At 60.4% G+C, this 14,770-nt stretch carries 11 protein-coding genes; 6 read left to right on the top strand and 5 right to left on the bottom strand.

Annotated features, from left to right (window positions below):
- Nucleotides 1-369 precede the first annotated feature (369 nt).
- Nucleotides 370-1,647 (top strand): nickel-dependent lactate racemase, encoded by a 1,278-nt coding sequence (gene larA / locus I4W09_RS02320; RefSeq protein WP_196031491.1) that lies wholly within the window; start codon nt 370-372, stop codon nt 1,645-1,647.
- A gap of 49 nt (nt 1,648-1,696) precedes the next feature.
- Nucleotides 1,697-2,428 carry a D/L-lactic acid transporter LarD gene (larD, locus tag I4W09_RS02315; protein ID WP_089572653.1) on the top strand — a complete coding sequence of 244 codons (732 nt, stop codon included), beginning with the start codon at nt 1,697-1,699 and terminating at the stop codon, nt 2,426-2,428.
- A 324-nt stretch (nt 2,429-2,752) separates the two neighbouring features.
- On the opposite strand, the gene I4W09_RS02310 is transcribed toward larD, so the two are convergent.
- The 4 genes from I4W09_RS02310 to serB form a co-directional block, all read right to left on the bottom strand.
- A complete protein-coding gene (locus I4W09_RS02310; protein WP_196031489.1) occupies nt 2,753-3,292 on the bottom strand; it encodes a TetR/AcrR family transcriptional regulator in 540 nt (179 codons plus the stop codon).
- A gap of 2 nt (nt 3,293-3,294) precedes the next feature.
- Nucleotides 3,295-4,173 (bottom strand): nickel pincer cofactor biosynthesis protein LarC, encoded by an 879-nt coding sequence (larC, locus tag I4W09_RS02305; RefSeq protein WP_196031487.1) that lies wholly within the window; start codon nt 4,171-4,173, stop codon nt 3,295-3,297.
- A gap of 10 nt (nt 4,174-4,183) precedes the next feature.
- Entirely contained in the window at nt 4,184-4,966 is a 783-nt protein-coding gene (gene larB / locus I4W09_RS02300) for a nickel pincer cofactor biosynthesis protein LarB (protein ID WP_196031485.1), read from the bottom strand.
- Nucleotides 4,967-5,079: 113 nt separating this feature from the next.
- Nucleotides 5,080-5,715: a phosphoserine phosphatase SerB gene (gene serB, locus I4W09_RS02295; RefSeq protein ID WP_196031483.1), complete on the bottom strand. Its 636-nt coding sequence runs from the start codon at nt 5,713-5,715 to the stop codon at nt 5,080-5,082.
- A gap of 256 nt (nt 5,716-5,971) precedes the next feature.
- Here serB and aspS point away from each other — a divergent pair, with 256 nt between their 5' ends.
- Entirely contained in the window at nt 5,972-7,759 is a 1,788-nt protein-coding gene (gene aspS / locus I4W09_RS02290) for an aspartate--tRNA ligase (RefSeq protein WP_196031481.1), read from the top strand.
- Between the two features lie 306 nt (nt 7,760-8,065).
- Here aspS and I4W09_RS02285 read toward each other — a convergent pair whose 3' ends face one another.
- Complete coding sequence (locus tag I4W09_RS02285; RefSeq protein WP_196031478.1) at nt 8,066-9,082, bottom strand: LacI family DNA-binding transcriptional regulator; 1,017 nt, start codon at nt 9,080-9,082, stop codon at nt 8,066-8,068.
- Between the two features lie 376 nt (nt 9,083-9,458).
- On the opposite strand from I4W09_RS02285, the gene I4W09_RS02280 reads away from it, so the two are divergent.
- The 3 genes from I4W09_RS02280 to I4W09_RS02270 all read left to right on the top strand — a co-directional run bounded on the left by I4W09_RS02280 (nt 9,459) and on the right by I4W09_RS02270 (nt 14,544).
- Nucleotides 9,459-12,467 (top strand): glycoside hydrolase family 2 TIM barrel-domain containing protein, encoded by a 3,009-nt coding sequence (locus I4W09_RS02280; protein ID WP_196031476.1) that lies wholly within the window; start codon nt 9,459-9,461, stop codon nt 12,465-12,467.
- A 3-nt stretch (nt 12,468-12,470) separates the two neighbouring features.
- Entirely contained in the window at nt 12,471-12,926 is a 456-nt protein-coding gene (locus I4W09_RS02275) for a NanQ anomerase/TabA/YiaL family protein (protein WP_035136853.1), read from the top strand.
- A gap of 154 nt (nt 12,927-13,080) precedes the next feature.
- Nucleotides 13,081-14,544 (top strand): amino acid permease, encoded by a 1,464-nt coding sequence (locus tag I4W09_RS02270; protein ID WP_196031474.1) that lies wholly within the window; start codon nt 13,081-13,083, stop codon nt 14,542-14,544.
- The last annotated feature ends 226 nt before the right edge of the window (nt 14,545-14,770 follow it).

Raw genomic sequence — 14,770 nt, 5'->3', positions numbered from 1 at the left:
CCGTGGGCGCCAGCGGAATGTGGGGTCACCGCGCGGTCCGCATCTGATGGTGTCGACGTCAATGGTATACGGGTGCACCATCGACGTCTTCAATACAGAAGATATCAGTGCGGAATGCATTCAGAGGGAAACCCATCGGGTCCCTTCGTCCTCGGTCTTCGGGGATTAAAGCTGAGGAGAAGAATTGTGCGCTTTTCGCCTTACGACTGTAGCGGCCGCGGTCCCAAGCGGGGTCGTGGCCGTTTTGTTGTGGGTCAAATATGAACGTTGTGTTAATGAGTCGGTGGACGGTGGTGTTTTTCGGTGAGCGGCGTATCCTTCCAACGGTTTATCTAGTGTGTCAGTTGAAAAGGAAGAGGGCGCTCGTCATTGTTTGAATGTGAACTGCCGTTTGACCACAAGACGTTGCACCTGGAGCTCGAGGATAAGAACTTCGCGGGTGTGATGGAAGGTCATCAAAACGAGTTTAAGACCACGAAATCGCAGGAAGAGCTGGTAGAGGAGTCGCTTGCCAACCCTTATGGTTCGCCTTCGCTCGAGGAGCTTTGTGCTGGCAAGAAGGATATCGTCATTATTAGCTCCGATCATACGCGCCCCGTTCCCTCGCGTGTGACGATGCCTATTCTGCTGCATCACATCCATTCCGCTGCGCCCGAGGCTCGAGTGCGTATTTTGGTTGCTACGGGTATGCACCGTCCGTCGACGCACGAGGAACTCGTCAATAAGTATGGCGAGGAGATTGTTGCCAACGAGGAAATCGTTATGCACGTCGCGACTGACGACAGCATGATGAAAAAGATTGGCACCCTGCCTTCTGGTGGCGAGTGCATCATCAACAAGATTGCCGCCGATTGCGATCTGCTGCTTGCCGAGGGCTTTATTGAGCCGCACTTCTTTGCCGGTTTCTCTGGTAGCCGCAAGTCCGTCCTGCCTGGCATCGCCAGCTACAAGACCATCATGTACAACCACAACGGTCAGTTTGTGAACGATTCCCATTCGCGTGCCGGCAACCTGTGCCACAACCACGTGAGCGAGGACATGTTTGCTGCCGCCGAGATGGCTCACCTTGCCTTTGTGCTTAACGTGGTGCTCAACGGCAAGCACGAGGTCATCGGCTCCTTTGCCGGCGACATCCACAAGGCGCACGAGGCTGGCTGCGAGTTCGTGAAGAGCCTTGCCGGCGTTGAGCCCGTCGAGTGCGAGATTGCCATCACCACCAACGGCGGCTACCCGCTCGACCAGAACATCTATCAGGCCGTGAAGGGCATGTGCTCTGCCGAGGCTACGCTTCCCGAGGGCGGCGTGATCATCGACGTCGCCGGTTGTGCCGACGGCCACGGTGGCGAGGGCTTCTATCACAACATCGCCGACAACGATCCGGCGGAGTTTGAGCGCGCCTGCATCGACCGTCCTAAGGACGAGACCCTGCCCGACCAGTGGACGAGCCAGATCTTTGCCCGCATCCTGGCGCATCACCCTGTGATCATGGTCACCGACCTGTGCGATCACCAGATGATCAAGGATATGCACATGACGCCGGTCAACACTCTCGATGAGGCGCTCAAGCTCGCCTTTGAGATGAAGGGTGTCGATGCCAAGGTGGCCGTCATTCCCGATGGCCTGGGCGTTGTCGTCGCGCAGCACTAGTACGCGGCCTAAACGAATCGTTTATAACCGACAAGAAAGATAAGGTTTTATGCTTACCAAACTCCTCTGCGAATTCGGCGCAACGGCCCTCATGATCATCTTTGGCGTGGGCGTGCACTGCGATACCGTGCTCAAGGGCACCAAGTATCAGGGCTCCGGCCACATGTTTGCCATCACCACCTGGTCTTTTGGCATCTCGGTCTGCCTGTTTGTCTTTGGCGGCGCCGTGTGCATGAACCCGGCTATGGTGCTTGCCCAGTGCATCGTCGGTCTGGTGCCGTGGAGCAGCTGCATCCCCTTCATGATTGCCGATATGCTCGGCGGCTTTGTGGGCGCCGTAATCGCTTGGCTTATGTATGCCGATGAGTTCAAGGCTTCCGAGGGCGTCGTCGACCCCATTGCCCAGCGCAACATCTTCTCGACCAACCCCACCACCGAGGGCACGAACTATGCCCGCAACTTCTTCTGCGAGGCCATCTGCACCTTCGTGTTCATCAGCGCCATCCTTGCCGCTGCTAGCCGCGCTGGCGAGAACGTTCTGATGCTCGCCATCTGCGTTGGCCTGATCGTTTGGGCCGTTGGCATGGGCATGGGCGGCATCACCGGCTTCGCCATGAACCAGGCTCGTGACCTTGGTCCTCGCATGGCCTATCAGGTGCTGCCGATCAAGAACAAGGCTGACAACAACTGGAAGTACGGCCTGCTTGTTCCTGGCATCGCTCCGTTTGTCGGTGCTATTGTGGCCGCGCTGTTTGTGCATGGTTTCTTGGGCATGTTCTAGTCAAAGGACGGCTCTATAAGGTCCGGGCTCGGTAGGGGTTAACTTTCCAACGCGTCCTCGGACATGCAAAAAGGCTCGCTGCGCACTTCGTGCGGCGAGCCTTTTTGCGTCCTGCGGAGTGCGTTGGAAAGTTAACCCCTACCGAGCCCTGGGCATTCTTGGCTGTGTTCGAACAAGCAACCCAACATATATATCTGAATTTGGATGGGAGGGGCTTGTTGCTGGTAGGGGCGTTGGGCTGTAGTCGATACTTTGGGATGGATTGTGCTTTGGGTTGGGGCGGGGCTTTGAGATGAGGGCGGAACTTTGGGATGAGGGGCTTACTTAGTTGAAGAGGGGTTTTATGGCTGAGAGGTAGTCTTTGGCTACGTCGGCTTTGTCTGCTTGGAAGTTGTGCCAGGCCCACCATTGGACGGTTGCTACGAAGCTTGAGGCTATGTGGTGTAGTAAGAAGCTGCGGTCCATGGTGCTGGCGGGGCCTGCGGGGTCGGCGGGGACGGTTTCGGCTGCGCGCGACATGATAGTCTTGCGGAGGCAGTCGGCGAAGACGCGTGAGCCGGCGCCGGCTACCAGTGCCCGTACGCCCTGGCGGCGCTCCCAGAGGTTGTTGAGGATATGCTCGACCTGCACGAGTGGGTCGTCGAGCGGTGTGCCATCGTCGTCGAGGGCATGGGTGCAGATGTCGCTCACGAGCTCGGACAGTAGGTCGTCTTTGCTCTTAAAGAGGCCGTAGAATGTCGCGCGGCCTACGTGAGCGCGCGCGATGATGTCGCCGACGGTAATCTTGCCGTAGTCCACTTCGCGTAGCAGCTCGGAGAACGCCGCAACGATGGCAGCGCGGCTTTTTTCTTTGCGGGCATCCATGGCTATGCATCCACGTGAACGAGCAGACAACGGAGCGTGCCGGAGCAACCCTCGTAGGGGCGCTTGCCGGCGCCGTAGCCGACGGCTTCGATGCGGTAGCGTGAGGGCAGTTGGTCGGACGTACGCAGCGCGGTGACGATGGCGGCGCCCGTGGGCGTCACGAGCTCGCCGGCGACCGGTGCGGGCGTGAGGGCGATATTGCTCGCCTGGCACAGGTTGACGACAGCGGGGACGGGAATGGGCATGAGGCCGTGGGCGCAGCGGATGGTTCCGTGGCCCTCGGAGAGCGACTCGACGACAATATCCTCGATACCAAGGTCATCGAGGCAGATGGCGACCGAGCAGACGTCGACGATGGAGTCGACGGCGCCTACCTCGTGAAACAGGACGGTCTCGGGCGTTTTGCCGTGAGCCTTGGCCTCGGCGGCAGCGAGTGCGGTAAAGATGGCGAGAGCGCGACGCTTGGCGCCATCGCTTAGCTGCGAGCCATCGATGATGGCGGTGACGTCCGCCAAAGAACGATGGTGATGGTGGTGGGCGTGATGATGGCCCTCGTGGTCATGGTCATGCGCGTGCTCACCATGGTCATGATGGTGGTGCTCATGCGTGTGCTCGGCAGCTGCTTCGTTGCCGTAGAGCCAGGCCATATCGTGATCGTGGTTCTCGAGCTCCTCTGCAAGCTGGACGTCGAAATCGCAGGCGTCGATGCCATGCTTGTTTACGCGCGTCACGGAGATCGAAAAGCCGTCGACCGGCAGCGTGGCGAGCTGTTCGCGCAGGTGCTCCTCGCTGGCGCCCAGGTCGAGCAGGGCCGCGACGGTCATATCGCCGCTGATGCCCGAGGTGCCGTCGATGATAAGCGTGTGCTGATGATTGGACATGGAATGCTCCTTAGCGGGCGCGGGGTGTGCCGGCGCTCAGATGATTGATAAGACTTGCCTGGTAAGCGGCGCCAAAGCCGTTGTCGATATTGACGACCGATACGCCGCTGGCACAGGAGTTGAGCATGGCGAGCAGTGCGGCTACGCCACCAAAACTTGCGCCGTAGCCCACGCTGGTGGGAACGGCGATGACCGGACAGCTCACCAGGCCGCCGATAACGCTCGCCAACGCGCCCTCCATGCCGGCGATGGCGATGACCACCTGTGCCTGGGCAAGTTCCTCGGCATGCGCGAGTAGGCGGTGCAGGCCGGCGACGCCTACGTCGTAGAGGCGGTCGACCTCGTTGCCATAGAACTCGGCCGTCAACGCGGCTTCCTCGGCGACGGGCAGGTCGCTCGTGCCGGCGCAGGCGACGACGATGCGTCCGTTGCCGGTAGGGGAGGGCTTGCCGCCCACGAGGGCGAGCTGCGCGTCCGGGACATATCCCAGGTCGATGCCGTTGCCGAGGAGCTCCGAGGTGCGGGCTGCCTTTTCGGCATCCAGGCGCGTGACCAGGATGCGCTCCTGGCCGGCATCGCGCAGCGCTTCGATAATGGCGGCAATTTGCTCGGCGGTTTTGCCGGCGCCGTAGACAACCTCGCCGGCTCCCTGGCGCACCCCGCGCGAAAGATCGAGCTGCGCAAAACCCAGATCGGCGGTCGGCGCCGTCTGGATGCGCGTGAGGGCGACTGCCGGGGCGACTGCTCCGTCGGCAACATCGCTCAGCAATTGCTCAAGATCTCGCTTATCCATATATGTTCCCTTCGACGGTGCAAAGTCTAGCACTCAAGGGCAAGTTTCCGAACACTAAGACAAAATTGTTCGGAAACTATAGGACAGACTGATTCAATTGTTAGACGGATCGGCTAGTCACGCAGGATGATGTCCATGGCGAGCATCAGGTTGCGCTCGTCGATGGCAAACGGGGCGGCTTCGCGCGTCTTGGGCTTGGCGCAAAACGCGATGCCCGTGCCCGCAGCCTGAATCATGGGGATGTCGTTGGCGCCGTCGCCGATCGCGACGGTATGGGCCATGTCGACACCGCACTCAACTGCCCAGTCCAGCAGCTGGATGAGCTTGGACTCTTTGGTCACAATGTTGGCAGCCAACTTACCGGTGAGCTTGCCGTCCATGACTTCCAGGCGGTTGGCCAGGCAAAAATCGATGCCCGCGGCGGTTACGATCTTGTCAGCGACCTCGTGGAAGCCGCCGCTTACCACGCCGACCTTCCAGCCCTTGCTGTGTGCCGAGCGCACAAGCTCTAACGCGCCGGGGGTAAACGTCACGCGCTCAAAGGTGCGCTCGAACACACTCTCGTCCAAGCCGGCAAGCAGCCCCACGCGTTCCTCGAGCGCCTGCTTAAAGTCGAGCTCGCCGCGCATGGCGCGCTCGGTGATCTTCGCCACTTGCTCGCCTACGCCGGCCTCCTCGCCCAACAGGTCGATGACCTCCTGGTTGATGAGCGTGGAGTCGATATCCATAACGATGAGGCGTGCAGTCATGGTGGGCCTTTCCGAGTGCAGTTGTATTGGGGCACATTGTCGCACGCGGCGCGCCTGGGCGACGGCCGCGGTGCGTCAATTGTTTCGTCTCCGTCAAGTCTTTGGGCAAGAGTTACTTTTTCGCGGTACATCGACGTGGGTGCGATAAGATAGAACGCCATGTCCGGCTGCGCGGTTTACGCAGGCTGGGCAAATCTGTACGACGCCGCCCGGAACGACACGGGGCGGCACAGATCCATAAAGGAGGATCACTGGTATGAGCCAGACCCGTCCCATCGATGAGCATTCCATGCACACCCGTACCTGCGGCGAGCTTCGCTTCGAGAACGTGGGCGAAGAGGTCACCCTCACCGGTTGGGTGAGCCGTCGCCGCGACCACGGCGGCCTTATCTTCTGCGACCTTCGCGACCGCGAGGGCATCACGCAGCTCACCTTCGACCCCGAGCACTCCGATGGCGATGCCTTTAAGATCGCCGAGACCATGCGTCCCGAGTGGCCCATCAAGATCCACGGCGTCGTGCGCGCCCGTGGCGAGGAGACCACCAACACCAAGCTCGCGACCGGCGAGATCGAGGTCCTGACCGACCACGCCGAGGTGCTCAACACGTCCGTCACCCCGCCGTTCCAGATCGAGGACGGCATCGAGACCAGCGAGGACACCCGTCTGCGCTATCGCTATCTGGATCTCCGCCGTCCCGAGATGATGGCCAACCTCAAGCTGCGCTCCGACTTTACCTTTGCCATTCGCGAGGCACTGCACAACCGTGAGTTCATGGAGGTCGAGACGCCCTCCCTGTTTAAGTCCACGCCCGAGGGCGCCCGCGACTTCATCGTTCCCAGCCGCATCCAGCCGGGCAACTTCTACGCCCTGCCGCAGTCCCCGCAGCTTCTGAAGCAGCTGCTCATGGTTGGTGGCGTTGAGCGCTACTACCAGGTTGCCAAGTGCTTCCGCGACGAGGACCTGCGTGCCGACCGTCAGCCCGAGTTCACCCAGGTCGATATCGAGATGTCCTTCGTGGACCAGAACGATGTCATGAGCGCGCTCGAAGAGGTTCTTGCCGATGCCTTCGGCCGCATGGGTGTCGAGATGCCCACGCCGCTGCGTCGTATGAACTACTGGGATGCCATGGACACCTATGGCTCCGACAAGCCCGATACCCGCTATGGCATGCACCTGGTCGACCTGACCGACATCTTTGCCCACTCCAAGTTCAAGGTCTTTGCGACTGCCGCAAACGAGGAGGGCTCCGTCGTCAAGGCCATCAACGCCAAGGGCGCCGGTGCCTGGGCACGTGCCAAGATCGATAAGCTCGCCGGCGTGGCCTCCACGTTTGGCGCCAAGGGCCTGGCATGGATCGCCTTCCGCGAGGACGGCTCCATCAACAGCCCCATCGTCAAGTTCTTCTCGGACGAGGAGATGGCCGCTCTGCGCGAGCGCATGGACGTCGAGCCCGGCGACCTTGTGATGTTCGCCGCCGGCCCGCGCCTGCTCTCCGACGAGATCCTGGGCGGCATGCGTTCGCACATGGCCAACGCACTCGAGATCAAGCGCGAGGGCCACGACTTCCTGTGGGTCGTCAATTTCCCGCTGTTCCATTGGGACGAGGACCGCAAGGCCTATGCTGCCGAGCATCAGCCCTTTACCCTGCCGACCGAGACCGACATCGCCAAGATCGAGGCCGATCCGCTGGCGGCCGGTTCGTGCACCTACGACTTTGTCATGGACGGCTTTGAGGCCGGCGGTGGCGGTATGCGTATCCACAACGCCGAGATGCAGATGTCCATGCTCAAGCTCCTGGGCTTTACCGAGGAGCGCGCCGAGTCTCAGTTTGGCTTCCTCATGGAGGCCCTCAAGTTTGGTGCGCCCCCGATGGGCGGTTTCGCTCTGGGCCTGGACCGCGTGTGCATGCTGCTCACCGGTTCCGACTCCATCCGCGACGTCATGGCGTTCCCTAAGACGGCCAGCGGCTCCGACCTTATGTCGGGCGCTCCGAGTGCCGTTAGCGGCGCCCAGCTCAAGGACGTCAGTCTGCGCCTGATGTAGGGAAGCGGCTACATATTGCCTGTAACGAGGGAAGGACACGTGCCTTCCCTCGTTTTTTATGTCGTGACGTCATGGTTTGGAGGCTTGCCGTCGTGCGCCGGGAAACTACAACCCGGAATTTGCGTCCAGAACGGGTCGCGCTTTCCCAAGGGGGGTCCTCTGGGAAAGCGCGACCCAGAATTCGGCAAAATAATGGGGCACAGTTTCCGGTTGAGCTGTCTAACGGAAACTGTGCCCCAGAATGAGCGCTCAAAACGGGGCAGGCTTTCCGCAACAACTGTCTGGCAGAAAGCCTGCCCCAGTTTCTTATAGCGAGTCTCTCTGGATCAGCTGCATGTGCATCACGGAGGTGGTAGGCTCGGCACCCTTGATCATGTCGAGCGCAATGTTGGCGGCCATGTGGCCTTCTTCGCGCAGGGACTGGCGGACGGTCGTGAGCGCGGGGACGCAGCGCGTCGCAATCTCGTGATCGTCGAAGCCGACGACAGAAACGTCCGCAGGAACGGATAGGCCTGCCTCGTTGAGTGCGGTGATGACGCCAGCCGCGATACGGTCCGATCCGCAGAGCACGCCATCGAAAGCAATCTTGCGCGCGAGAATCAGGTGCATGGCCTGATAGCCGTCTCCGCTGTTCCAGCCGGTATAGATAACGTTTGCGTCTGGGAGGTCTTCGCCCAAGACGGCGCGGTAGCCGCGCAGGCGGTCGACAACAGCGGGGTTGTCTTGCGGTCCCAACACGGCGACGATATCTTTGCGGCCGCGCCCCTTCATGGCGAGTGCCGCAAAGCGTCCGCCCTCTTCGTCGTCAGAGTAGACCGTCGAGAACACATCGCGATAGGGGTGGCCCTCGAGCTGGCCGCACAACACGGTGGGTACGCCCAGCTCGCGCAGCACCTCGAGCAGCTCGCTGCCTTTGTAGGGAGAGACGTCGATCACGGCGTCGAACGAGCGGCGCTCAAAGTGCTCGCGTGCGCGGTTGCGCTCATGCGTAGAAGACGCCTGCAAGATAACGGGCAGATAGGACGACTCCGACAGTTCCTCGGTAATGCCGCTCAAAAACTCGCTATAGGTGGGGTCGCTGAAGAGTTCACTCAGAGGCGCGGTCACGAGCACGGCGATGATTTCCGTGCGCCCGACAGCGAGCGCTCGGCCACGAGCGTTGGGGACAAAATTGACTTCCTTGGCCGCCGCGCGGACGCGCTTTTTGGTTTCCTCGCTAATGCGGGGCGAATCGTTGAGGGCGCGCGATGCCGTGGAGCGCGACACGCCGGCAGCTGCGGCAACCTCGGCAAGCGTAGGTGCGGTGCGAACTGGTTGTGTCATGGCGTCTCCTGGAAAATGCGGTCGATGTTGTCACTGATACGGGCTAGTGCGGATACAGCTTACTATAGTGCGCCTGAACAGCGTTCATGATATCCGGTGACCGGTGTCGTTTTGCAACCAAGCCGAAATCGAATACGTCTCGTGTGGGTGAGATATCAGCGGGCGTGGAGGTTGCCTACGAGCTTAAGAACGATGTCTTGTGCTGAGTTTCGATACTCAGGGTGACATAAGTGTTGCGATTGTACAACCGGTTGCACCGTTAACCCGGCCAAATCGACCGTTCAGCGGACAACCGGTTGCACAGTATTTTGCATCGCCCGTAAGATAAGGACAACCGGTTGCACAAGAATCACTACGATGATGAAGGAGCATCACCATGGACGCCATTAACGATTGGGAAAACCAAGCGCTCACCCACAGGAACCGCCTGGCACCCCATGCGTACTTTATGGGTTACGAGACCGCCGATCTCGCTGCAACGTACAGCCGCGAGCTGTCGCGCGGGTTTGTCCAGCTGTCCGGCTCGTGGCAGTTCCGCCTCTTTGAGGGCCCCGCTGCCGTCTCCAACGAGGAACTCTCCACGTACAAGCCCGAGTGGGATCACGTGGAGGTTCCGCACCTGTGGCAGGTGGACGGCTATGGCAACCTTGCCTACACCGACGAGGGTTTCCCGTTCCCGGTTGATCAGCCGTTCGTTCCCTCCGACGACCCCACGGGCGTCTACCAGCGCATCGTCAACCTTCCCGCCGTTCCTGCCGGCGCTCGCGAGATCATTCGCTTCGACGGCATCGAGAGCTATGGCGAGCTGTACGTCAACGGTCAGTATATCGGCATGACCAAGGGTTCGCGCCTGTCTGCCGAGTTCGACGTGACCGACGCGCTCGTCGAGGGCGACAACCTGTTTGCGGTCAAGGTCCTGCAGTACAGCGATGGCAGCTACATCGAGGATCAGGACATGTGGTGGGCCTCGGGCATCTTCCGCGATGTGTACCTTATGCAGCGTCCCGCCGCGCACCTGGTCGACTTTAGGTTCCGCACGCACCGCGAGGGCGATGCCGCTCTGATCACGCTCGATACGGTTGCCGAGGGCGCTTCCCGCGTTGTGTTTACGCTCAGCGATGGCGAGAACGTGGTGGCTACGGGTGAGTGCGTCGACAGCCATGCCGAGTGCAGCGTGACCGATGCCCACTTCTGGAATCCCGAGGACCCCTTCCTCTACGATCTTACGTTTGAGGTCTACGACGACGACAAGGTGAGCGAGTACGTCCCGCATCGCCAGGGTCTTGCCGAGGTGACGGTCGAGGGCAATCATATCTACCTCAACGGCACTTACTTTAAAATGCATGGCGTCAACCGCCACGATCACGACGATCACAAGGGCCGCGCCGTGGGCCTCGATCGCATACGCCGCGACCTGGAGCTCATGAAGCAGCACAACATCAACGCAGTGCGCACCTCTCACTATGCCAATGACCCGCGCTTCTACGAGCTGTGTGATGAGTATGGCATCATGCTGGTCGCCGAGACCGATATGGAGAGCCACGGCTTCGAGAATATCGGCAACATCGCCCTGGTTACCGACGACCCGGCATGGGAGCCGGCCTACGTCGACCGTATTGAGCGCCTGGTGATGCAGGAGCGCAACCACGCGTGCATCATCATGTGGTCGCTGGGCAACGAGAGCGGCTATGGCTGCAACATCCGCGCGATGTACGCCAAGGCTCACGAGCTCGATGGTCGTCCGGTCCACTACGAGGAGGACCGCAACGCCGATACCGTCGACGTCATTTCCACGATGTACTCCCGTGTGTCGCAGATGAACGACTTTGGTGAGCATCCGTTCCCCAAGCCGCGCATCAATTGCGAGTACGGTCACTCCATGGGCAACGGCCCCGGAGGCCTGTCCGAGTATCAGGAGGTCTTCGATCGCTGGGATTGCATCCAAGGCCAGTTTATCTGGGAATGGTGCGACCACGGTCTGGCTGCTGTGACCGAGGACGGCATTGCCTACGATATGTATGGCGGCGACAACGGCGATTACCCCAACAACAGCAACTTCTGCATCGATGGCATGGTGTTCCCCTGGCAGCAGCCGAGCCCGGGCCTTACCGAGTACGGCCAGGTCATCTGCCCGGTTCGCATGGCTTATGACGCCGAGGCGGGCGAGCTGACTGTCACCAACAAGCGCTGGTTTACCACCCTCGAGGATGTTTGCCTGTCGGCGGAGACCCTGGTGGACGGCGACGTGGTCTGCCGCAAGACGCTCATGCCCGGTGCGGTTGCCCCCGGTGAGTCCGTCCAGCTTCCGCTGGTGATTCACGAGGCCGCGGTAGGCGAGACCCTGCTGACTGTGCGCGCCTACACCATGGCCGCTCACGTCTGGTGCGAGCCGATGTTCCAACTGGGCGCAAACCAGTTTGCCATCGCAAACCATCCGGCGCCGGCCATTGCGGCTCCCACTCGTCCTGAGCTTACGGTCGAGGAGACCGAGCAGGAGATTCGCATTCACTCCCTCAACGGCGAGCTGACCTTCAGCAAGGTAAACGGCACCGTGAGCGAGTGGAAGGCATCCGGCCGTGACGTCATGGCCTCTGGTCCCCAGGTTGGTTTTTGGCATCCGCTCGTCGACAACCACGCCCAGGAGTACGACTCCCTGTGGAAGGACAACTTCATTGATGTAATGCAGACGTCCACCCGCAAGGTTTTTTGGAAGCAGGACGGCAATGCGGTCGTCGTTACCGTGAGCCAACGTATTGCTCCTCCCGTCCGCGCGTTCGGCATGTGCGTCGAGCTTGTCTACGCCGTGCTTCCGAGCGGTCGCGTCGACCTCAAGGTTTCCGGCGAGCCCTACGGCGACTATTCGGACATTATCCCGCGCATCGGCATCTCCTTTGAGGTTCCCGGTTGCGATCGTGCCGTCGAGTGGTATGGCCACGGCCCGGGCGAGAACTATCCGGACTCGCTGCGTGCCAACCCGGTCGGTCATTACCGCACTACGGTCGACGACATGTTCACGCCCTACGTTATGCCTCAGGACTGTGCCAACCGCGAGGGTACCCGCTGGGTTGCCCTGCGCTCTAGCCACGGTGATGGCGTGCTGGTGACTCGTCCGGCCGACGCCGCTTCCAACCCGTTCTCGTTCTCGGCATGGCCCTATAGCTGCGAGGCTATTGATAATGCCAAGCACGTCTACGACCTTGTTCCGGGCGACACGGTCACGGTTAACATCAACGACCAGCTGCTCGGCCTTGGCTCGAACTCTTGGGGTTCCGAGGTGCTCGATTCCTATCGCACCCGTTTTGAGAGCTTCAGCTTTGAGGTGTCCCTGCGACCGCTGACGTCTGCCGATTTGGCTCAGGCGCTGGCACCCATTAAGGAGGCATAAGCCATGCATGTCTTTAACTCGCGCGCCGATTTCGACGCTCAGATGAAGTCCGTCAAGAAGTGGATGCGTACCGGCCAGGCGCTCGACGGCGTTTCTGAACTGCAGCACGATGTGGCGTACTCCATCGGCGACTCGCTGGTGTACTGGTGGGTCTATGCCCGCGAGGCCGCAACCGCCGACCTGGTCGGTCACCGTCGCTACCATGCCGTGCTCGCTCCGCTCGACGGCGACCTGACCGTCGAGGTTGCCCCCAAGGCAGGCCTCACCTGCACCCGCGCTTACAGCGATATCGATGATCGCGAGCGCTTTGAGGGGGCGGGGGAGACCGTGACGATTCCCGCCGGCGGCGTTGCCGTCGTCGAAATTGACGAGGCCTACCGTGTCGTGGCCGATGCCGCGGATCCCCGCGTCGTGGTACTGCACGTGACGGTCGAAGGTTATTCCTTCCCCAACAAGTAGTATTCGTCCGCCTGGACGTTTGCTTCGCGCCGTTAAGGGGGGATGGCTTTGTTGACTCCCTTTTCCCCATTCCCCTTAGCAGGTGCGCCGTCCGTGTTTGCACTTGCAGCTCGGACGGGTTTAGATGACATTTAATAGATGATTGGGAGGGCTTATGAGCTCTGAAAAACGAGGAACGATTGGTTCGTTCGCTCTGCTGGGCATGACGGTCGCCGCCGTGTTCGGTATCAAGAACATCATCAACAACAACGCGGCCATCGGCTTAGCAGCCGCGCCGTCGTTCTTCTTCGCCACGCTTTTGTACTTTGTCCCCTATACCCTGGTTACCGCCGAGTTCGTCGGCCTTAACAAGGACTCCGAGTCGGGCGTGTACGCATGGGTTAAGACCTCGATGGGTGGTCGCTGGGCGTTCCTGACGGCATTTAGCTACTGGTTCGTTAACCTGTTCTTCTTTGCGTCCGTCCTGCCCAACGTCATCATCTACGCGAGCTACGTGTTCTTTGGTGCCAACGCCGAGCTTTCGCAGCTGTGGATCACCATTATCGAGATCGTTGTCTTTGCTATCGCCACGTGGGTTTCGACCAAGGGCGCTAAGTGGATCGGCTCCATTTCCTCCTTCGGTTCGACCGCGGCTCTCGGCCTGACCGCCGTGTTCATCCTGCTGTCCCTGGCTGCTGCCTTTGGCGGCGTTGAGTTCGCTACGGCTCCTACTCCCGCTAACATGGCTCCCGACATGAGCAACTTCGCAACTGCGTGGGGCTTCTTCGGTACGCTTGCCTGGATCATCCAGGGCGTTGGCGGCGCTGAGTCTGTCGGCGTGTTCCTTAACGACCTTAAGGGTGGCGTCAAGGCCTTCGTGCGCACCGTCGTTATCGCCGGTCTGACCATCGGCCTTCTGTATGCAGGCGCTTCGCTGCTGGTTAACCTGTTCATCCCCGAGGGCGGCGTTGCCATCTCCACCGGTATCTTCGACGTATTCGGCGCTGTCTTTGCCCACTTTGGCATTCCCATGGAAGTGTCTACGCGCGCCATCGGCTTGATCCTTCTCGCCGCCACGCTGGGCTCCCTCATGATGTGGACCTCTGCTCCCATCAAGGTTTTCTTCACCGAGATCCCCAAGGGTGTCTTTGGTAGCAAGATCGTCGAGCTCAACGAGCACGGCATTCCCGCCCGCGCTGCCTGGCTGCAGTTCGCCATCGTCGTCCCCATCCTGATCATCCCGGCCCTGGGCTCCGGTAACCTCGACGACCTGCTCATGATCGTCACCAACATGACGGCTGCCACCGCTCTGCTCCCGCCGCTGCTGATCCTGCTTGCCTACTTTATGTTGCGCAAGAACTTCGACGCTGCTCCCCGTGGCTTCCGCATGGGTTCGCGCACCTTTGGCCTGGTCATTGCTGCATTCCTGCTTGTGGTCTTCTGCTTCGTGCTTATCTGCGGCACCATTCCGCTCGATCAGCCGCTGTGGCTGACGCTGGTCTACAACGTCGGCGGCGTGGTTGTCTTCCTGGGCCTTGCCGTGATGTGGTACAACCGCTACATCAACCGCCTGCGCGAAACCGATCCCGAGGCTGCTGAGAACGAGCTTCGCCCCTCCGTCCTCGACATGATGGAGTAGCGGCTAGGATTAATCTACGGCTGTGGAATAAATCGATTCCCTTTCCTAAGGAGGGGCCTTACGAGGCCCCTCCTTTTGTGTTTTGGAGCATGGTTTTGGACCCTGTGGGCAAAAAATGCCAAATATGAGTACTGTTGCAAAAGAGGTGTCATATTTTTCGGCCTGTTCTGAGCGAAAATGGGCTCAAAATCAATTTATCTAACCCCCTATAGACGCGATTCGATGG

The organism is Collinsella aerofaciens (assembly GCF_015670795.1).
Lineage (GTDB): Bacteria > Actinomycetota > Coriobacteriia > Coriobacteriales > Coriobacteriaceae > Collinsella > Collinsella aerofaciens_Q.
The sequence above is the reverse complement of the archived record's forward strand: the minus strand, read 5'-3'. Positions and strand labels throughout refer to the sequence as shown.

Bases quoted from the DNA above. Each gene is read 5' to 3' on its own strand.
- serB (WP_196031483.1), bottom strand. From the start codon at position 5,715: ATGACTGCACGCCTCATCGTTATGGATATCGACTCCACGCTCATCAAC.
- I4W09_RS02310 (WP_196031489.1), bottom strand. From the start codon at position 3,292: ATGGATGCCCGCAAAGAAAAAAGCCGCGCTGCCATCGTTGCGGCGTTC.
- larC (WP_196031487.1), bottom strand. From the start codon at position 4,173: ATGTCCAATCATCAGCACACGCTTATCATCGACGGCACCTCGGGCATC.
- aspS (WP_196031481.1), top strand. From the start codon at position 5,972: ATGAGCCAGACCCGTCCCATCGATGAGCATTCCATGCACACCCGTACC.
- I4W09_RS02270 (WP_196031474.1), top strand. From the start codon at position 13,081: ATGAGCTCTGAAAAACGAGGAACGATTGGTTCGTTCGCTCTGCTGGGC.
- I4W09_RS02275 (WP_035136853.1), top strand. From the start codon at position 12,471: ATGCATGTCTTTAACTCGCGCGCCGATTTCGACGCTCAGATGAAGTCC.
- larB (WP_196031485.1), bottom strand. From the start codon at position 4,966: ATGGATAAGCGAGATCTTGAGCAATTGCTGAGCGATGTTGCCGACGGA.
- I4W09_RS02285 (WP_196031478.1), bottom strand. From the start codon at position 9,082: ATGACACAACCAGTTCGCACCGCACCTACGCTTGCCGAGGTTGCCGCA.
- larD (WP_089572653.1), top strand. From the start codon at position 1,697: ATGCTTACCAAACTCCTCTGCGAATTCGGCGCAACGGCCCTCATGATC.
- I4W09_RS02280 (WP_196031476.1), top strand. From the start codon at position 9,459: ATGGACGCCATTAACGATTGGGAAAACCAAGCGCTCACCCACAGGAAC.